The sequence below is a fragment of the Rhodococcus sp. IEGM 1302 genome (genome assembly GCF_030056935.1).
In the GTDB taxonomy this organism is placed as follows: Bacteria; Actinomycetota; Actinomycetes; order Mycobacteriales; family Mycobacteriaceae; genus Rhodococcus_F; species Rhodococcus_F qingshengii.
This window is the reverse complement of record NZ_JASHKY010000002.1, coordinates 225,027-243,160: the sequence shown is the minus strand read 5'-3', so window position 1 is coordinate 243,160 and position 18,134 is coordinate 225,027. Positions and strand designations below refer to the sequence as shown.

Below are 18,134 nucleotides of genomic sequence, written 5' to 3'. Positions count from 1 at the left end.
ATTGAATGCAACGTGGTCTCTGGCGATATGGCCACGCAAACTTATTGAACGGTCAACAGTTAATTTGTGGCGCGCAGCTCATTCGGACACCAAGCGCAAGGAGGCCGCGTAAACCACGAGCCCATCTAGCCAAGGAGGGAATCGAATTGACCACCAGCCGCACGATGCGATCACCTGGAACTCTCGTCGCCGAGCGCCGCAATGGCTGATCGTTCACCACAGCACAACGAGAACCGGCAGATTGCCGCAACATCGGACGTAGCACCGAAGTGGCGAAGCCATTGCTTCACCCGGCGACCCCAGGGCGGCAAAGATTGCTACACATCCGACTCCTCGACGCTCCTGCGCTTCGTAGGGCACGAAAAAACCCAGCCCACGCTTTCGCGCGGGCTGGGTTTGAACAACGAACATTTGGCGGAAGCGGAGGGATTTGAACCCCCGGTGGGTTTAACGCCACGCTCGCTTTCAAGGCGAGTGCATTCGGCCGCTCTGCCACGCTTCCGTGGGCGATCCTATCGGGTGTTCCCACGGACCGCGAAAACGGCTCCAGAAGTCAGCGCTCGCCGATGGCTTTGTCGACCTTCTCGAAGACGTCTGCCAGCACGTCCAGTTCCTGGGGAGTCAGCAGATCGACCAGATTGTTCCGCACCCCGGCCACGTGAGTAGGCGCTGCCTCGGCGAGGCGACGCCTACCCTCTTCCGTGATCCGCGCGAGCACGCCGCGACCATCTTCGACGCAGGTGTCTCGCACGACGATGCCCTGAGATTCCATCCGCCTGATCTGGTGCGTGAGGCGACTCCGCGAAGACAGCACGCCGTCTGCCAGGTCACTCATCCGCAACGACCCGTCAGCTGACTCCGAGAGCATGACCAAAATGCGGTAATCGGCCAACGACAGGTCGTGTGAATCCTGCAGTTCGCGGTTGAGAACCTCCATGAGGCGCTGATTACCGTCCATGTAGCCGCGCCATGCACGCATCTCGCATGGCGTCAGCCACGGTGTCTCACCGTGCGCCGCCTGCGATGTCTCCTCGGTTGTCGCTTCAGCTGTCACAGGTTCCAAGTTTAGACCTGTGTCCGCCCGTCACAGTAAGACTCACCCTAAAGTCACGAATTGGACATCAGGATCGAACGGTCGATTTCGGCAACCGATGCCAGCCCCGCCAGTCCCATAGTGAGATCCAGGTCGGCCAGGAGACTGCGCAATGCATGACGCACTCCGTCCGCTCCGGCCAATCCCAACCCGTACACCCACGGCCGCCCGTACAGCACTGCGTCGGCACCCAAGGCCAGAGCCTTGATTACGTCTGCGCCACAACGAATTCCGGAGTCCATCAGGATGTCCACCTCATGCCCCACCGCATCAGCGACGGGACCGAGAGCGTCGAGTGCCGAAATCGACCCGTCGACCTGACGCCCACCATGGTTGCTCACGACGATGCCGTTGGCGCCGGCCGCGACGGCCTCACGTGCGTCGTCGGGATGGACAATTCCCTTCACTGCGATCGGAAGTGTCGTCCACTGGCGAAGTTTCGCGATATCCGCGATCCGCACCGCATGGTTACCGAACAACGACACCCACGTGAGAACCGCGATCTGCAGCGCTTCTGCGCTCTCCTCGGGCGGCGTCGCCAGTTTGGCGCGGAACACCGGATCCGACAGATAGTTGGCAATACCCTTCGCCTGCAGGAACGGAAGGTGGCCGAGCTCGAGATCCCTTGGACGCCAACCCATACCGGGAGTGTCGGCAGTCAGGACGATAGCCTTCGCGCCCGCCGTCTCCGCTCGGCGGACAAACGACTCCGCAAGTTCGTCGTCGGCCGGCCAGTACAGCTGGTACCACCAGTTCTCGCCGGAGGCCGCCGCTACGTCTTCGATGGTCGAGGATGCCGCCGTCGAGAGAATCGATCCGATCCCCAACTCGGCAGTGACCGAACCGACCGCAACCTCGGCGTCGTCGTGGACCAAGCCGAGCACGCCCACCGGAGCCGTCAGGATCGGTGCAGCCAACCGCGTCCCCAACACCTCGACGCTCAGATCACGCGCGTCGGGCGCCGCAGTCCCCCGCAACATCCGCGGCACGATCGCATGCTTGTCGAACGCCCGCAGATTCGACACCGCGGTTCGTTCGGTCGACGCGCTACCTGCGATGTACCCGAAGGCCTCCGGTGAGAGTTGCTCGCGCGCGGCATCTTCCAAGCCTGCCGCAGTCATCGGCAAAGCCGGCTTCGCGCCGCTCAGTCCCGTCAGATAAATCTCGTTCTGCATGTTCCCGAAGTAAGTCACGTCCGCGACGGTAGCGGCAAAACACCCGTCAGCGGGGAGATTCGCTAGCGTCGTATCCATGTACGCCATAACGATCGATCAGCCCGGCGGTCCCGAGGTCATGAAATGGGCGCAGCAGCCCGATCCTGAACTACCTCGCGGGCACGTACTCGTCGAGGTCGCCGCGACCGCAGTCAACCGCGCCGACCTGCTCCAACGTCAAGGCTTCTACCCGCCGCCGCCCGGCGCGAGTGACATTCTCGGCCTCGAATGCTCGGGTGTGATCACCGAACTCGGCGAAGACGTCACCGGTTGGTCCGTCGGCGACGAAGTCTGCGCACTGCTGGCCGGCGGTGGCTATGCCGAGAAGGTTGCGGTCCCGGCAACACAACTTCTCCCCGTTCCCGCTGGCGTCGATCTCCGTGTCGCAGCGTCTCTGCCGGAAGTTGCGTGCACGGTGTGGTCGAACGTCGTGATGCGCGGCGGCCTACGACGCGGACAGGTACTACTCGTCCATGGCGGTGGCGGCGGAATCGGCACCCACGCCATCCAGGTCGGCAAAGCCCTCGGCGCCCGCGTCGCAGTTACCGCGGGTTCGGAGGACAAATTGAACCGCTGCCGCGAATTGGGCGCGGATATTCTCATCAACTATCGCGACAGCGACTTCGTAGCATCACTCGCCGAAGCCACCGACAACCACGGCGCCGATGTGGTTCTGGACAACATGGGAGCGTCGTACCTCGGGCGCAACGTCGACGCACTCGCCATGGACGGCCACGTCGTGATCATCGGAATGCAGGGTGGCCGCAAGGGCGAAGTCGACATCGCCAAGCTGATGGGAAAGCGCGGAAACATCACGTCGACGGGCCTGCGCGGGCGTCCGCTCACCGGCCCAGGCGGTAAAGCGGACATCGTCGCCGACGTCCGTGCGAAGTTGTGGCCGTTGATCGCCGATGGATCGGTTCAACCGATCGTGTCGACCGAACTTCCGATCACCGAGGCGCCATTAGCCCATCAGTTGCTGGATTCGCCGGAAACCGTAGGCAAGGTCATCCTCACCGTGAAGTGAGCCGAGCGGGATCGATCAGCCCAGGGCGCCGAGTTCGGCGACCAGCTGATTGATCTCGTACCGCGTCGTATACGGCGCAAGGCCGACGGTGACCGCGCCGCCTTCGTCGTTGACACCGAGGGCGTCGAGCAGCCTGGAACCACCATGCGTACCGCTGACCGTCGCGATGCGCTTGTCGGCCAGGTGCGCCGCGACCTTGTCTGCCGCCATCCCCTCGAGTGTGAAACTGAGCGTCGGCACCCGCGTGGGTGCGCCGCCGATCACCATCACGTTGGGCAGGGCTGCGAGAGAACGCATGAGGTGATCGAACAGACCGTCCTGGTAGTCCTGCAGCGAGCTGATCGAGGTTTCGAGGCGCTCACGCCTGGTTCCCGTTGCCGATTCGTCCAAGCCCGCCAGGAAATCGATCGACGACGTGAGACCGGACAGCAGCGCGAACTGATGACCGCCCACCTCGAGTCGCTCGGCGCCACGCGCGTACGGGTTGAGCGACACGGCCGGAATTCGGTCGAGCAGTCCGGGATCGCGGAAGACGAGTGCGCCCACCTGCGGACCGCCCCACGACGGCGCGCTGACGGCAACGATGTCCGCCCCGAGATCAGCCATGTCCACATGCGCATATGGCGCTGCACCGACGGCGTCGACCACCATCAGTCCGCCGAATTCGTGCAGACGATCAGCTGCGGCGCGGACGTTCGGAGCCGAACCGACGACCGGTGATGCGGCCGTCAAGGCCACCAATCGAGTGGTCGAGGTGATGAGATCGTTGAACTGCCAACTCGGGAGCTCACACGTTTCGATTTCGACCTCTGCCCATCGCACCTGAGCGCCGTAGCGACTGGCCACACGAAGCCAGGGCGCGACGTTCGCCTCTTCGTCGAGGCGCGAGAGTACGAGACCGGTTCCGAGGCCCAACCGCGAACTGAGCGACTCGGCGAGCCAAGCCAACAACACCGCTCGGTCTGATCCGAGAACGACTCCCGCAGGATCTCCGCCGACCAGATCCGCGACCGCGGTGCGCGCACTCTCGAGAATGGCAGCACTACGACGGTTCGAGACGTGGCGACCGGAGGAAGAAGATGCAGAGGCACGGAACGCGGTGGAGACCGTCCGCGAGACGGCGTCCGGGATCTGCATTCCGGCCTGCGGATCGAGGTGGATCCAGCCGTCACCGAGTGAGGGAATCAACCCCCGTACGCGGGCAACGTCGTAAGCCATGCTCGACACTCTAGGTGCAGACGCCCGCTTAGTCGAAGGCAGTCACCCAATTACCCGTCAGTACAGTTATTCGGTAGCTAACTTTTTGGGGGTTACGCGGCGTTTGTCGCCCACACACGACAAGATGGAAGCATGACGAACCCCGACAAAGAGCAGGTACTCGTTATCGGACCCGACGGTCGACCCGTCGCGATGCCGGCGGCCGAGGCAGAGGCCTCCACATCTGGCACCACCGAAGGCGCGGAATCCGAAGCCGAGTCCGTCGCCGAGATGGTCGAGCAGCCGGCGAAGGTCATGCGAATCGGCACGATGATCAAACAACTGTTGGAAGAAGTGCGCGCCGCGCCGCTCGACGACGCCAGCCGCAAACGCCTCAAGGACATCCACACCTCGTCCATCCGAGAACTGGAACAGGGCCTGGCACCCGAACTCCGTGAAGAACTCGAGCGACTGAGCCTCCCGTTCACCGACGACTCCATTCCCTCCGACGCCGAACTGCGAATCGCGCAGGCCCAACTCGTCGGCTGGCTCGAAGGACTGTTCCACGGAATTCAAACCGCACTGTTCGCGCAGCAGATGGCAGCGCGCGCTCAGCTCGAACAAATGCGGCAGGGTGCACTGCCTCCCGGCATGAGCATCGGGGCTCCGCATTCGCCTGCGCATCCGGACCAACAGAGCCCGGGAACCGGCCAGTATCTGTAACGAGCAGCGCTGCGTCCCCAGCTGAAGTCTTCACGGTGTTGCGCCCCGGTAGGCTCGGTGCTCGTGCCCGACTCCGCGAACTGAGCGGATTCAATCCCGGCGACGCCGAACCGGGGAGCCCGCCCAACCAGGCGCTCCACCGGATGCAAGGAGCAGAATGACCGAGAACGTCAGCATCGAAACACGCGGAGCGTGTGTCGACTTCCCGATCTTCGACGCGAAATCGCGTTCGCTGAAAAAGGCGTTCCTCGGTCGTGCAGGTGGCGCAATCGGACGAAACGATTCCGACGTCGTTGTCGTCGAAGCTTTGCGGGACGTGACGTTGTCCCTGAAGGAGGGCGACCGAATCGGACTCGTCGGCCACAACGGTGCAGGCAAATCCACATTGCTCCGACTGTTGTCCGGGATCTACGAGCCGACTCGCGGATCAGCCGCAATTCGTGGCCGCGTAGCCCCTGTCTTCGATCTTGGGGTGGGTATGGATCCCGAGATCTCGGGATACGAGAACATCATCATCCGCGGAATGTTCCTCGGAATGACCCGTAAGCAGATGCTCGCGAAAATGGATGAGATCGCAGACTTCACCGAGTTGGGCGACTACCTCTCGATGCCGCTTCGCACCTACTCGACCGGAATGCGGGTCCGAGTGGCACTCGGTGTGGTGACCAGCATCGATCCGGAGATCCTGCTCCTCGACGAAGGCATCGGTGCCGTCGACGCAGAATTCATGAAGAAGGCGCGAACCCGTCTCCAAGACCTCGTCAAACGATCTGGAATCTTGGTTTTCGCGAGCCACTCGAACGAATTTCTGGCGCAACTGTGCGACCGCGCGATGTGGATCGATCACGGAACTGTCAGACAGTCCGGGGGAATCGAAGAAATCGTCCGCGCGTACGAGGGCAACGATGCCGGCGACCACGTCGCTCATGTGATTCGCGAAATGGAACGCGAAGACGCCGCGGCATCGGCGATTGCTGAAGCGAGCTCGGACGATGCCTGAGCGGATAATCGGCGTCGTTGTCACCCATCGGCGTCGTGAACTTCTCGCTTCGTCCCTGAAAGTACTCACAACCCAGACGCGCCCACTCGACCATCTCGTCGTCGTCGACAATGCCGACGAATCCGATGTCCGCGCGCTCGTGGACGACTGCTCGATCCCCACCACGTACATAGGGTCGGCACACAATCTCGGCGGCGCCGGTGGTTTCGCCCTCGGAATGTTGCTGGCATTGTCGCTCGGTGCAGACCGAGTCTGGCTTGCCGACGACGACGGCCGCCCCGAGGGGCCCGAGGTACTTTCGACGCTTCTCGATTGCGCAATTCGTCACAACCTGGCGGAAGTATCTCCCGTCGTGTGCGACATCTCCGAACCTGACAAGCTGGCCTTCCCGCTACGCCGTGGGGTCGAATGGCGTCGACGACGTAGCGAGCTGGGTGAAGGTGATCTTCTCCCGGGAATCGCGTCCCTCTTCAACGGTGCGCTGTTCACCGCGGAAGCGATCGAGACCGTTGGCGTTCCCGATTTGCGGCTCTTCGTCCGTGGCGACGAGGTGGAGGTCCATCGCCGACTGATCCGTTCCGGACTTCGGTTCGGCACATGCCTACAGACTGCGTACCTGCACCCCGACGGCGCCGACGAATTCAAACCCATTCTCGGCGGCCGTATGCACACGCAGTACCCGGACAACGAGACCAAGCGTTTCTACACCTATCGCAACCGTGGCTATTTACTCTCGCAACCCGGGATGCGACGGCTCCTTCCACAGGAATGGGTGCGATTCGGTTGGTACTTCCTCATCACCAGGCGTGACGTCTCCGGGCTGCGCGAGTGGATGAGGTTACGCAAGCTGGGTAGATCCGAACGCTTCTCTCGCATCTGATCGAGCCCGCTCGGCGACCGAGTAGGCTTGGCGGCTGTGTCTGCCCCAACCCTTGCCGACAAGGCCCCCATAGCGCCGGCGTCCCGCACGTTCGCCCGAGCAATCCAGGATCTGCGCGAGGGTCTCGGCCATCGAGAACTGTGGTTCCATCTCGGGTGGCAGGACATCAAGCAGCGCTACCGACGATCCATCCTCGGACCGTTCTGGATCACGATCGCCACTGGCACCACTGCAGTCGCGATGGGCATCCTCTACTCGTCATTGTTCAATCTGGACGTCGCGGAATTCCTCCCGTACGTCACTCTTGGCTTCATCGTGTGGAACATGATCTCCGGTGCCATCCTCGAGGGCGCCGAAGTCTTCATTTCCAACGAGGGACTGATCAAACAGCTACCCACGCCGTTGAGCGTTCACGTGTATCGGCTGGTCTGGCGCCAGTTGATTCTCTTCGCCCACAACTTCGTGATCTACATCGTCATTTTGATCGTGTTCCCGAAACAGCTTTCCTGGACGGATCTTTCGTTCATTCCTGCTTTGGCGTTGATCGCGATCAACGCAGTGTGGGTTTCCCTGGTTTTCGGCATCCTCTCCACTCGGTACCGTGACATCGGTCCGTTGCTCGCGAGCGTCGTTCAACTCTTGTTCTTCATGACTCCCATCATTTGGACCGAGAAGTCACTGCAAGGAACAGCCAACGCTGAACGAGCACGAATCGCGGAGCTCAATCCCCTGTATCACTTCCTCGACATCGTGCGAACGCCACTCCTCGGCGGGGACCAGCAGCTGTACCACTGGGTCATCGTGCTCGCCGTCACCGTCGTGGGGTGGGGCCTGGCACTTCTGGCCATGCGCAACTACCGTTCACGCGTCGCGTACTGGGTATAGTCACCTGCGTGTGGAAGGAACCATCTGCACGATCTGCAAGTGGTGCAGCGGTGTCGCTGTTTCGACAACGAACCCTCGCACTGAAAGTTGTGTGAACAGTTCCGTGTCGATGAAATGGAAAGGCTCGAAATTCCACACGACATTGGCCGTATGAAGTATTGCCTCATAGCTCTGACGCTCACCGTCGGTGACGACCCACACGGTCTGGCAGCCCTGTGCCCGCTCGGCCGTCTCGTCCACTGAATATTCGGAATCCCACAGCTCGTCGATCGAGTTCGCATCATGCTCGAGGCCGATATCTCGCAAACCTTTGATCGAGTCAGGCCGTGCCTCGGCGACAGCATGCAACGAACTCGGCGCCCAGGACACCACCGGCTGGAACGCGACGCAATCGCCCGCATTCCCATTGGCTTTCAGAAAATCCGCAGCCGTACTGTAGTCCATCCCACCCGATTTTCCCCACGGCTCTCGCTGGCTGACGTATGCAGGTAGAGACGCCGTAGCAAGAAGTATCACCGCCGCCGAGGCCAGGACCCAGCTCGACGTCAGGCGGCTGATCATGACACCCAGCAGCAAGGCCACACCGGGCGCAGTGAATATGACGTACCGATCGACGTAGATGTTTCCCAGGACGACCGAATACACGAGAAACAGCGCCATCGGGACCAGAATCCACACCAGTGCGACAGTCGACGCACTGCGATCCCCGACAGTCCACCGACTGGGTGCGAAGAAATAGCCCGCAATCCCTGAGAGCACGATGATCCCCGCCACGACAGCAAACAACGGACTCGAAAGGAACCATTGGTCAACGGCGATCGTCGTGAAAATATGCCGATCCAACGGTGGTATCCAACTGACTTGCCTCGATTGTCCGAGCGACAGGGCGATCAGCGGGGACACAAGCAGGACCGCGGACGCGGAAGCACCGACAAAGCACAACCCGTTGAAACGATTCCGCTTCGAATCGGCGTCCGGAATCACCTTGGCCCCGAACACCACGATGACAGCGTGTACCAGCAGCAGCACGGCGCTGTAGAGAAACAGTGCTACAGAGACAGCTGCCAACACGCCGTACAGGATCCACCACGCGCGCTTCGACGTTCGCAGCGAACACACGAGCACCAGCATTGTGACCGTGGACAATGCCAACACCATTGCATACGAGCGTGCCTCGGTGGCTGCCCAGGTAACTCGGGGAAGCACCATGAAAGTGACGCCGACGATAACGCCGAGTCTGGTACCCCCGAACATCCGCGCCAGCGCTACCAACGCTGCCGTCGCGATTCCGACTGCCAGCGCACTCGGCGCTCGCGCAGAGAATTCCGATACCCCGAAAACCTGAAACCACCAGTGGAGCAGCACGTAATAGAGCCCATGGACCGCATCCACGTGTCCGAGGGTTGCCAGCGTCGAACGAAGCGATCGGTCCGCCATCGAGACCGTCGCCGCTTCGTCCCACCAGAACGACGGACGACCGGACCACGCGACACCCACGACGGTAGCCGCGAGCCCCAGTAGAGCCGGCAAGCGCCACTGGGCCAATCTCTGCCCCAGCGGGAGGGCCACAAGCTATCCGATCTTGTTTCCGTACAAGCGCGTCCAGTTCTCGGCGCTCGTGAGGCGCGGCATGGCGTCCGAGTACGCCTTCTTCATCTCAGGTGCGCGCTTACGCAGCTCCCAACAGACTTTGGCCGCGCGCTTGGCCAACTCGGTAGCCTGCTTCTTGTTGCGCCGACGGACGCGGACGCCGTTCTGCGACGCGTCCGTGACAGCGGCATTTTCGAACAACGACACATGCCACCAGTCGCCGAAGATCGCAGGAACCGTTACCGGTCGACGGTCGACACGCCCAGTCCACTGTTGAACTACGCGCTTGAGAAGCACCAGACCCTCGCGGTTCTCGTCGGGCTCGAACTCCCACACGGTCATCTGCGTATGTGGATCGGACTCCGCACCGACTGCCGAGGCCGGCTGCATTTTCGTTTCAGGGTATTCGTCACGTAGAGCACGAACGTCGACAAGAGCAGATTGCCCGCCGTCGTTGAGGAAGTCAGGCCCCTGCAGGAAATCCTCAGCCGCCTTGACGAATGTTGCCGCCAACCCGTACTGCATTCCTACAATGAGCTGAGTAATCTTGCGTAACAAGAACTTCGAGATCACCTTACCGTCGAACGGGCCGTAGATCGAAGAAACGATCAACCCATTTCGAATGCTGAAGTACCGGGACCAGTCGTCGTAATCCTTCAGATGGAAATCCGCGTGCCAGACACCGGCATTGGGCAGAGTTATCGTCGGGTGGCCGGCGAAGCGCGCTCGGATTCCGTACTCGATGTCATCCCACTGGAAGAAAAGCGGTATCGGCAAGCCCAGCTCGGAGATGATCTCGGCCGGCAACAGGCAAGTCCACCAACCATTCCAGCCCGCATCGAAGCGCATCTCCTGCTTCTTCTTCAACAGGTCGACGCCCATCATCGCGCCAGGAGTCAGGACCCCGGCCTTGAGCTCGTCGAGAACCTCTCGCTCCGCACTGACATGCAACATCGTCGGATTGTTCAGTGACAACATCTGCGCCCCGACGATTGCCGGCTCGACCGTCATATTTGCGAATGCATTCATCCTGAGCACCGATTCGGGCTCGCAAAGAATGTCGTCGTCCATGAGGATGACGTTGGCGTGCTCAGAACCTGACGAGGAAGTGATTTCGAGCATTCCACGCGAGAAACCACCCGCGCCACCAAGATTCGGCTGCGTCAGATAGATCAACTTCTTGCCGAGATCGTGCGCGACAGTCTTGAAACGATCCCTGGATTGAACCTGATCTGTGCCCTGATCGACCACACAGACGGCGTCGATACCGGTCATCGCACCCGCATCGGACGCCATGGTCGCAACGGTTTCGACACAGTCGTCGGCGCGATTGAAAGTGCAGATGACAACAGCCGCCGGGCGTATGAACTCTGGGGCCGAGACAGTCCATGACACGCCGGAAACGACAACGGAACCTTTGGTCGCGACGAATTCCAACCACATCGCCCCGCCGTCGACGAAATGAGCGAGTGGGGCATCGATCGAGAGTTCACCCGATCCGGCGACCGAGTGAAGTGAAATCGTCCTCTTGCGTCCGCGCACATCCGATGCACGCAGGCTGACGTCGAGCCCGCCGTCGCCGACGTAGCTCAGCTGAATCCGCACCGAACTCACAGGCGTCCACCGCTGCCAGAAACTGGCAGCAAATCGTCCGAAATACGTGTTGGTGCTCGCGGTCGCCGCTTCGCCCAATGTCAGAGAATGCCGATCGACGAGCGCATCACCCTTGGTAACCACATACATTGCCTCTGGCACCTTGGGGGACATCGATCGGAAGATGCCACGCTGGACCAGAAAACGATCCCCGTGTGGATGCTCGACCATTACCTCGTCAAGCACAGCCGTGTCATTTGCGACCGGCGTATCCGCGGAGGCCTCGTTCATCTACTGATCCCTACCGTTGTTGATGTAGCTACATCTGAGCACGTATCGGGCTCGAGGGTATCAACCGCGGCAGCCGGTGGTTCAGCGGACGACGGATTCTCCGGCTGAATACGTTGCCTCGACGCCGGCCTTCTGCGGACGCCACCACTGCTCGTTGTCGCGATACCACTCGACGGTGGCTTCCAGTCCGCTTCGAAAATCGCGGTACTGCGGCTTCCACCCGAGCTCCTGCTGCAGTCGCGTCGAATCGATCGCATACCGCAGATCGTGACCAGGGCGGTCGGTGACGAAGTCGAAATCGTCCGGCTTGCGTCCGAAAATTTCGAGCAGAGCCGCAATCACCGTCCGGTTGTCGGTTTCACCGTCGGCGCCGATCAGATAAGTCTCGCCGGACTTTCCGCGGTCCAGAATGTCCCAGACGGCGCGGTTGTGGTCCTCGACGTGAATCCAGTCGCGGACGTTGCGGCCTTCCCCGTACAACCGTGGACGCACTCCGTCGAGCAGATTGGTGATCTGGCGTGGGATGAACTTCTCCACATGCTGGTACGGGCCGTAATTGTTGGAGCAGTTCGAGATGGTCGCCGCGATCCCGAACGAGCGCACCCAGGCGCGCACGAACAGATCACTCGACGCCTTGGACGCGGAGTACGGGCTCGACGGGTTGTACGGTGTCGTCTCCGTGAACTTCGCCGGATCATCCAGTTCGAGGTCGCCGTACACCTCGTCGGTCGAAATGTGGTGATAACGGACCCCGTGCGAACGCACTGCCTGCAGGAGCGAGAAGGTTCCCATGACGTTGGTGCGCAAAAACGGTTCGGGGTCGGCGAGGGAATTGTCGTTGTGGCTTTCGGCCGCGAAGTGCACGACTGCGTCGGAGCGCGAGACAAGATCGTCGACCAGCGACTCGTCGGCCACGTCGCCGTGGACAAACGTGATCCGGTCCTCGACGGACGCCAGGGACTGGCGATTTCCGGCGTAGGTCAGAGCGTCGAGAACCGTGACTTCCACGTCGGGACGCGTCGCCACCGTCTGATGAACGAAATTGGCACCGATGAAGCCGGCACCCCCGGTGACCAGTAGTCGCACGTCATCTCCTCAGGCTCATCGGACGAACCCCACTTTAGCGGCCGGGCGTGTCATGTCCGTTTGCGTCGGCAGGCAGGAGTGCAGGACACTGCACGCATGCGCGGAATCATTCTGGCCGGTGGCACCGGGTCGCGGTTGCACCCGATCACCCTCGGAGTGAGCAAGCAACTCTTGCCCGTCTACGACAAGCCGATGATCTACTACCCGCTCTCCACTCTCATGCTCGCCGACATTCGCGACATCTTGATCATCACGACCCCACACGACGCCGAACAATTCCGCCGGGTTCTCGGCGACGGCTCACAATTCGGCGTCAACCTCACCTATGCAGTGCAACACGAACCGAACGGCCTCGCAACGGCATTCACCCTCGGCGCAGAGCACATCGGATCCGACTCCGTGGCGCTCGTCCTCGGCGACAACATCTTCTACGGCCCCGGCCTCGGAACCCAACTCAGGCGTTTCTCCGACATCGACGGCGGAGCCGTATTCGCTTACTGGGTCTCGAATCCGACCGCCTACGGCGTCGTCGAATTCGACGACTCGGGTCGCGCCGTGTCCATCGAGGAAAAGCCGACGTCGCCGAAATCCAATTACGCAGTCCCCGGCCTCTATTTCTACGACAGCGACGTCGTGGACATCGCACGCACTCTGAAGCCCTCTGCGCGTGGCGAATACGAAATCAGCGACATCAATCAGCACTATCTCGAAGCTGGCAAACTTTCTGTCGATGTCCTCCCCCGCGGAACCGCGTGGCTCGACACCGGCACACCCGATTCCCTGCTCGAGGCAGCGAACTACGTGCGGACCATCGAACACCGCCAAGGCCTCAAGATCGGTTCCCCTGAAGAGGTTGCGTGGCGTCAAGGATTCATCAGCTCCGACCAATTACGCACTCAGGCAGAAGCATTGGGAAAATCCGGGTACGGCAACTACCTACTCGAGCTGCTCGAGCACGGCAAGGAATGGTGACGTGGAAATCCGTCCACTGAAGATCGCCGGAGCTTGGGAAATTACACCGAAGCAGTTCGGCGACAACCGCGGTGTCTTTCTCGAATGGTTCAAAAGCTCCGCCTTCACCGCCGCGACCGGCCGCACTCTCGACCTCGCGCAGGCCAACTGCTCGGTTTCCGAAGCCGGTAGCCTCCGCGGGATCCACTTCACCGACAATCCGCCCGGACAGGCGAAGTACATCACCTGCGTGAAAGGTGCCTTCCTCGACGTTGTCGTAGACCTGCGCGTCGGATCACCGACCTTCGGCGAGTGGGATGCAGTGGTGATCGACGACGTCGATCGACGAGCGGTGTTCCTGGCGGAAGGCCTCGGCCACGCGATCCTTTCACTCGAAGACGGATCGACAGTGATGTACCTGTGCAGCATCGAATACTCCCCCCACCTGGACCGCGACCTCGATCCCTTCGATCCGGAACTCGCGATCGAATGGCCGAGAACAGACCGTAAGGGCAACCCTCTGACCTACGAGCTCTCCGCAAAGGACGCTGCCGCGCCGTCCCTGGCGACGCTCCGCGCGGACGGCATGTTGCCCGGTTTTGTGGCCGAAGATTCGCCGAATCGGTAATCTTCACCTTTCACGACTCGATGGCATGACACCGGCGGGACGGACGGCTGGATGACCAAACGTGCGAGCAGACGCGGCCTGTGGACGGCCGTCGTTCTCGCAGCCGGCCTCGGTGGTCTCGCGCTGGTCGCACCGCCCCTGACTCCGGGAACGATCGAGTCCGCACCGGTCACCGTCATCACGACCACCCCACCCGCGCCGGTTGTTCCGCTCACCCCGGAGGAGCTCTCGGCCCGAGTGGTCCCCACCATCGTCACCATCACGGCGCCGGCCGGATTCACCACCACTGCTGGGACCGGGATCGTGCTCTCCCCTGACGGAGTGGTGCTCACGAATCACCACGTCATCAGCGGAGCCTCGGACGTCACTGCCGTCAGCATGTCCAACGGGCTGATCTACGACGCCGAGATCCTCGGGTACGACAGCGTCAGCGATCTTGCCGTCCTTCGACTCGCGGGCGCTGACGATCTGCCGGTGGCTGTGGTCGGCAAATCAGCAGAAGCCACTCGTGGGGATGCCGTCACTGCAATCGGAAATGCGGAAGGCGGCGGAGTACCCGTCCCTGCTCCCGGCGTCATCACCAACCTCGGTGTCACCGTCAACACCCGCAACGTGTCCGACGGATCGCGAAACCAGTTGAAGGGCCTCATCGAGGTCGACGCGGACATCCGGCCTGGCGATTCCGGTGGTCCCCTGGTCAACGCCGTTGGCGAGCTGATCGGCGTCAGCAGCGCAGGCAACGCCGTCACCGACCGCACCGAAACCTCACCGGCGCCTCAGTCCTACGCGATACCGATCGACACCGCACTACCGATCGTCGAGCAGGTACTCGGTGGCCGCTCCTCCGAGACCGTGCGTGTGGGACCGACACCCGTACTCGGTGTCGCGGTGAAGGATCACGCGGACATGCCGGCCGGCGCCGAAGTTGTTGCCGTGAGCTTCGATTCGCCGGCCGAGCGGGTGGGGCTGACCAAAGGTGCGGTCATCACCGAGTTCGGTGGCAGCCGGATCGCGTCGTCCGCTGATCTCAACGCGGCGATGAGCTCGCGCCGCCCCGGCGACACCGTCGCGGTGACGTGGGTGGACGCAACCGGGCAACCCGGGACCGGTTCGCTGGTCCTCGACGAGGGGCCACCTCGCTAGTCTTAGAAGGCGCCAGCCGTGAAAGCATCGTGGCATGACCACGGTTCTCCTGCTCACCTGTGACGGCGCCGCCCGCGAGGCGGATGTCGAAAGCAAACTCGTCATGGAAGCTCTCACCTCCTACGGCATCGCGTCGACGATGGCGCCGTGGTCGAGCCCGTCCCTCCTCGATATCGACGCCGACCTGGTTCTGATCCGGTCGACCTGGGACTACACCCAGCGCCTCGACGAATTTCTCGCCGTTCTCGATCAGCTGACCGCTCCGATCGCCAATCCACTCTCGATCGTGAAGTGGAACGCACACAAGGGATACCTCACCGAACTTGCCGCGGCCGGCGTACCTATCGTCCCAACCGCTGTGATCGCTGCCGGACAGAGCGAAACACTCACCCTCCCTTCGTTCGAGGGTGCCGACGTCATCGTCAAGCCTGCAGTGTCCGCCGGCGCCGTCGGAGTGGGAAAGTTTGCCTCGGGGTCCGCGCAGGCCCACGCTCACCTCAGCTCGATCCTCGAGAGTGGCAACGACGCGTTGGTCCAGCCATTCGTCTCGGACGTCGTCGACGGCGAGCGCTCGATCATCCACATCGGCGGACGCTACTCGCACGCTGTCCGGAAGATCCCGGCCGCCAACGACTTCCGCGTGCAGGAATTTCACGGCGGAACCAACCACCTCCACGAACCGTCCGCCGCCGAACTCGCGGTGGCCGACGCAGCACTGGCCGCGACCCCATGCGGCCCCGGCGAATTGCTTTATGCGCGTGTGGACGTCGTGGGTCCGGTGGATCAGCCACTGCTCATGGAAGTGGAACTGATCGAGCCCGAACTCTTTCTGCCATTCGCCCCTGGATCTGCCGACGCCCTCGCACGGGCAGTTGTCGCGTCACTGCGCACGTGACGCCTGGGGCGGGACCGCATCTAGCCTGGCGCGAATGAACCTGGCAACGTCACGTAGCGCAGCCCGGCTCTCCGGCAAGCCAGGCCAGACGGCGGGAAACGCGTGAACCTGGCCGTTCCAGATCTGCAGCGAGCACGGCACCCCCGCGGCGGCGAGCCGTTGCGCCATCACCTCCGAATCGACTCTGAGCACCTCGGATTCGGCGGCGATCAGCAACGACGGCGGCAGAGCGGCCAGATCGCCGTCGACGGGTGAGTTCGTCTGTCCGCCAAGCTTTCCGATCGCCATCAATGCCGACACCGGGGCGATCACGTCGCGTCGAGCGTTGGTATGGACCGATTTGGTGGTGCAATCGAGATCGAGGAGAGGTGAGAGCCCGACAAGACCGGCCGGAACCTCGAGCCCCGCGGAAACAGCTGCAAGTGCCGTCGCGAAAACCAGGAAACCTCCGGCCGAATCACCTACGAAGACAACCTTTTCCGGCAAGGCTCCCTGTTCGAGGAGCCACCGGTATGCATCGAGACAGTCGTCGACGGACCCGCTGATGCTCGTGCTCGGCAACTGTCGATATGCGATGTGCAGGACCGGAAGGCCGGTTCGCTTGGCGATGCTGCCAACGACCGGCCGATGCGTGTTGAGCCCGCAGCACATGAACCCGCCGCCGTGCAGGTAGAGAACAACACCGTCGCGCAGATCAGCCGTCGAGCCTGCCGTCCGCACGAGTTCACCGTCGAAACCTGGAAAGCGAATCGCTTCCCGATCGATCCCGGACGGAATGCGTACACCCGCGGCCGAGTCCAGCACTGCGGCGCGGCGCATGGCGCCAGGCGTCAGCGGCGCGATCCCGACCACGGGCCGAAGCATCCATCGGCACGCGTTGTAGAGGACCTGCGATTCGATACTCGGCCTGCCGTATCGAGTTCCGGTCCTTCGACTGACTGTCGGCAACAGAGACATCTGTCCAGATTAGAAGCGATCAGGCACCGAAGAGGTCGACTTCGTCGAGATCGTCGACGATCGTGACCTTTCGTTTCCGCCCGCCGATGACCTTGCCCAGACCGCGCAGTCCACCGGACTGAGCTTTCGGGGCGGGTTCGATGCGCTGCGGCGCAACTCTCGTCCGCGCTGCGCGCTGAACAGGCTTGGGGGCGGGGGCTGCTGCAGGTGCCGCGGGTTCGGGAACCTCGGCTGGAACCACCGCTTCCGGCTCCACGAAGCCCTGAGCAACCGGGGCCTCGGGCGCGACCTCAGCGGCTTCCTCGACCTCCGCCACTTGCTCCACCTGCACCGGTCCGTCGATCACCGGGATGTCCGACGCCCAGCGGACCCGATACTCCAGACCGCGCGACGCCAGCTCACGCGCGAGATCGCCGTGCCAGACCCCGTCTTCGCCGTCGCCGTATGCCCGTGCGTCGGAGCTCACCCAGATGACGTCGACGCCCGGGTTGCGGTCGGCGAGATCGAGCACGGTCAGCCAGTTCAGCGTCGCCGGATATCCGTCTCGCTTCTTCTTGTCGGTATAGGGCCGACGCAGCGAGATCGCCCTCTCGGCCACCTCGAGATGCGAAACGTCGACTGGATCGACCACTTCGACGCCGATCGCCACGAGGTCTTCGATCACGTCGTCGACGTAGCCGTCGGCCTTGTCGTGAGCCGCGTCGACGAACCTCGTAAGGTCGCGCCGCAACCCCAGTCGGTCGTACATGCGCGCCTGGACGCTCAGGGCCGCGATCATCTCCGCCGATTCCTCGCGGTAGCGACTCGCAACCTCGAGGACGACCAATCGCGGCACGACGACGCGGTGTCCGAGTGCGCGAGCGTCGGCGATGGCAGTGTCGAACCGTGCGCCCCTGGTCAGGGCCGAAGAATCGAGAACGATGATCATGGGCTCGATTCTCTCTCGAGAAACCGGACGAATGCGCTAATCCACCCCGAACC

17 protein-coding genes and 1 tRNA gene are annotated in these 18,134 nt (G+C 62.3%); 9 read left to right on the top strand and 9 right to left on the bottom strand.

Annotated elements, in window-relative coordinates:
• Positions 1-412: 412 nt before the first annotated feature.
• The 3 genes from QM609_RS05775 to QM609_RS05765 form a co-directional block, all read right to left on the bottom strand.
• Positions 413-502: transfer RNA gene (locus tag QM609_RS05775), tRNA-Ser, on the bottom strand.
• A 51-nt stretch (positions 503-553) separates the two neighbouring features.
• A complete protein-coding gene (locus tag QM609_RS05770) occupies positions 554-979 on the bottom strand; it encodes a MarR family winged helix-turn-helix transcriptional regulator (protein WP_020968140.1) in 426 nt (141 codons plus the stop codon).
• A gap of 128 nt (positions 980-1,107) precedes the next feature.
• A complete protein-coding gene (locus QM609_RS05765; RefSeq protein ID WP_044480920.1) occupies positions 1,108-2,346 on the bottom strand; it encodes a lactate 2-monooxygenase in 1,239 nt (412 codons plus the stop codon).
• Here QM609_RS05765 and QM609_RS05760 point away from each other — a divergent pair.
• The gene (locus QM609_RS05760) at positions 2,345-3,334 is read left to right on the top strand and encodes an NAD(P)H-quinone oxidoreductase (RefSeq protein WP_007731765.1); all 990 of its coding nucleotides are present in this window, start codon (positions 2,345-2,347) and stop codon (positions 3,332-3,334) included. The genes QM609_RS05765 and QM609_RS05760 overlap by 2 nt on opposite strands.
• 15 nt (positions 3,335-3,349) lie before the next feature.
• Here QM609_RS05760 and QM609_RS05755 read toward each other — a convergent pair whose 3' ends face one another.
• Complete coding sequence (locus tag QM609_RS05755) at positions 3,350-4,552, bottom strand: cysteine desulfurase-like protein (RefSeq protein WP_007731767.1); 1,203 nt, start codon at positions 4,550-4,552, stop codon at positions 3,350-3,352.
• 132 nt (positions 4,553-4,684) lie between these two features.
• Between QM609_RS05755 and QM609_RS05750 the strand changes: the two genes are divergently transcribed.
• The 4 genes from QM609_RS05750 (at position 4,685) to wzm (ending at position 8,019) form a co-directional block, all read left to right on the top strand.
• Positions 4,685-5,254: a bacterial proteasome activator family protein gene (locus QM609_RS05750; RefSeq protein ID WP_003943894.1), complete on the top strand. Its 570-nt coding sequence runs from the start codon at positions 4,685-4,687 to the stop codon at positions 5,252-5,254.
• Between the two features lie 157 nt (positions 5,255-5,411).
• Positions 5,412-6,254: a galactan export ABC transporter ATP-binding subunit Wzt/RfbE gene (gene wzt / locus QM609_RS05745; protein ID WP_003943818.1), complete on the top strand. Its 843-nt coding sequence runs from the start codon at positions 5,412-5,414 to the stop codon at positions 6,252-6,254.
• On the top strand, positions 6,247-7,134 hold the full coding sequence (gene glfT1 / locus QM609_RS05740; protein WP_047272765.1) for a galactofuranosyltransferase GlfT1: 888 nt from the start codon (positions 6,247-6,249) through the stop codon (positions 7,132-7,134). The genes wzt and glfT1 overlap by 8 nt, the downstream gene beginning before the upstream one ends.
• Positions 7,135-7,170: 36 nt before the next feature.
• On the top strand, positions 7,171-8,019 hold the full coding sequence (wzm, locus tag QM609_RS05735) for a galactan export ABC transporter permease subunit Wzm/RfbD (RefSeq protein ID WP_003943943.1): 849 nt from the start codon (positions 7,171-7,173) through the stop codon (positions 8,017-8,019).
• Here the strand turns inward: wzm and QM609_RS05730 are convergent, their stop codons facing one another.
• From QM609_RS05730 to rfbB, 3 genes are all read right to left on the bottom strand, one after another.
• Complete coding sequence (locus tag QM609_RS05730) at positions 8,020-9,588, bottom strand: glycosyltransferase family 39 protein (protein WP_283337128.1); 1,569 nt, start codon at positions 9,586-9,588, stop codon at positions 8,020-8,022.
• Positions 9,589-9,591: 3 nt separating this feature from the next.
• Positions 9,592-11,493, bottom strand: a complete 1,902-nt coding sequence (locus QM609_RS05725; RefSeq protein ID WP_042447641.1) for a glycosyltransferase — start codon at positions 11,491-11,493, stop codon at positions 9,592-9,594.
• A gap of 81 nt (positions 11,494-11,574) precedes the next feature.
• Positions 11,575-12,579: a dTDP-glucose 4,6-dehydratase gene (gene rfbB, locus QM609_RS05720; protein ID WP_047272764.1), complete on the bottom strand. Its 1,005-nt coding sequence runs from the start codon at positions 12,577-12,579 to the stop codon at positions 11,575-11,577.
• A gap of 96 nt (positions 12,580-12,675) precedes the next feature.
• Here rfbB and rfbA point away from each other — a divergent pair, with 96 nt between their 5' ends.
• The 4 genes from rfbA to QM609_RS05700 are packed head-to-tail and all read left to right on the top strand — an operon-like array spanning position 12,676 to position 16,196.
• Positions 12,676-13,551, top strand: coding sequence for a glucose-1-phosphate thymidylyltransferase RfbA (gene rfbA, locus QM609_RS05715; protein ID WP_003943968.1), 876 nt, complete (start codon positions 12,676-12,678; stop codon positions 13,549-13,551).
• Between the two features lies 1 nt (position 13,552).
• The gene (locus QM609_RS05710) at positions 13,553-14,158 is read left to right on the top strand and encodes a dTDP-4-dehydrorhamnose 3,5-epimerase family protein (protein ID WP_042447635.1); all 606 of its coding nucleotides are present in this window, start codon (positions 13,553-13,555) and stop codon (positions 14,156-14,158) included.
• Between the two features lie 51 nt (positions 14,159-14,209).
• Positions 14,210-15,301 carry a S1C family serine protease gene (locus tag QM609_RS05705; RefSeq protein WP_047272763.1) on the top strand — a complete coding sequence of 364 codons (1,092 nt, stop codon included), beginning with the start codon at positions 14,210-14,212 and terminating at the stop codon, positions 15,299-15,301.
• A gap of 34 nt (positions 15,302-15,335) precedes the next feature.
• On the top strand, positions 15,336-16,196 hold the full coding sequence (locus QM609_RS05700; RefSeq protein WP_042447632.1) for an ATP-grasp domain-containing protein: 861 nt from the start codon (positions 15,336-15,338) through the stop codon (positions 16,194-16,196).
• Here QM609_RS05700 and QM609_RS05695 read toward each other — a convergent pair.
• Together QM609_RS05695 and QM609_RS05690 are read right to left on the bottom strand one after the other, a co-directional pair.
• Positions 16,182-17,153, bottom strand: coding sequence for an alpha/beta hydrolase (locus QM609_RS05695; protein ID WP_047272762.1), 972 nt, complete (start codon positions 17,151-17,153; stop codon positions 16,182-16,184). The genes QM609_RS05700 and QM609_RS05695 overlap by 15 nt on opposite strands.
• 19 nt (positions 17,154-17,172) lie before the next feature.
• Entirely contained in the window at positions 17,173-18,081 is a 909-nt protein-coding gene (locus QM609_RS05690; protein WP_042447630.1) for a PIN domain-containing protein, read from the bottom strand.
• Between the last annotated feature and the right edge of the window lie 53 nt (positions 18,082-18,134).

Coding starts and splice junctions, on each gene's coding strand:
- QM609_RS05770 (WP_020968140.1), bottom strand. CDS start 979: ATGCGTGCATGGCGCGGCTACATGGACGGTAATCAGCGCCTCATGGAG.
- QM609_RS05760 (WP_007731765.1), top strand. CDS start 2,345: ATGTACGCCATAACGATCGATCAGCCCGGCGGTCCCGAGGTCATGAAA.
- QM609_RS05765 (WP_044480920.1), bottom strand. CDS start 2,346: ATGGATACGACGCTAGCGAATCTCCCCGCTGACGGGTGTTTTGCCGCT.
- QM609_RS05755 (WP_007731767.1), bottom strand. CDS start 4,552: ATGGCTTACGACGTTGCCCGCGTACGGGGGTTGATTCCCTCACTCGGT.
- QM609_RS05750 (WP_003943894.1), top strand. CDS start 4,685: ATGACGAACCCCGACAAAGAGCAGGTACTCGTTATCGGACCCGACGGT.
- wzt (WP_003943818.1), top strand. CDS start 5,412: ATGACCGAGAACGTCAGCATCGAAACACGCGGAGCGTGTGTCGACTTC.
- glfT1 (WP_047272765.1), top strand. CDS start 6,247: ATGCCTGAGCGGATAATCGGCGTCGTTGTCACCCATCGGCGTCGTGAA.
- QM609_RS05725 (WP_042447641.1), bottom strand. CDS start 11,493: ATGAACGAGGCCTCCGCGGATACGCCGGTCGCAAATGACACGGCTGTG.
- rfbA (WP_003943968.1), top strand. CDS start 12,676: ATGCGCGGAATCATTCTGGCCGGTGGCACCGGGTCGCGGTTGCACCCG.
- QM609_RS05705 (WP_047272763.1), top strand. CDS start 14,210: ATGACCAAACGTGCGAGCAGACGCGGCCTGTGGACGGCCGTCGTTCTC.
- QM609_RS05700 (WP_042447632.1), top strand. CDS start 15,336: ATGACCACGGTTCTCCTGCTCACCTGTGACGGCGCCGCCCGCGAGGCG.
- QM609_RS05695 (WP_047272762.1), bottom strand. CDS start 17,153: ATGTCTCTGTTGCCGACAGTCAGTCGAAGGACCGGAACTCGATACGGC.
- QM609_RS05690 (WP_042447630.1), bottom strand. CDS start 18,081: ATGATCATCGTTCTCGATTCTTCGGCCCTGACCAGGGGCGCACGGTTC.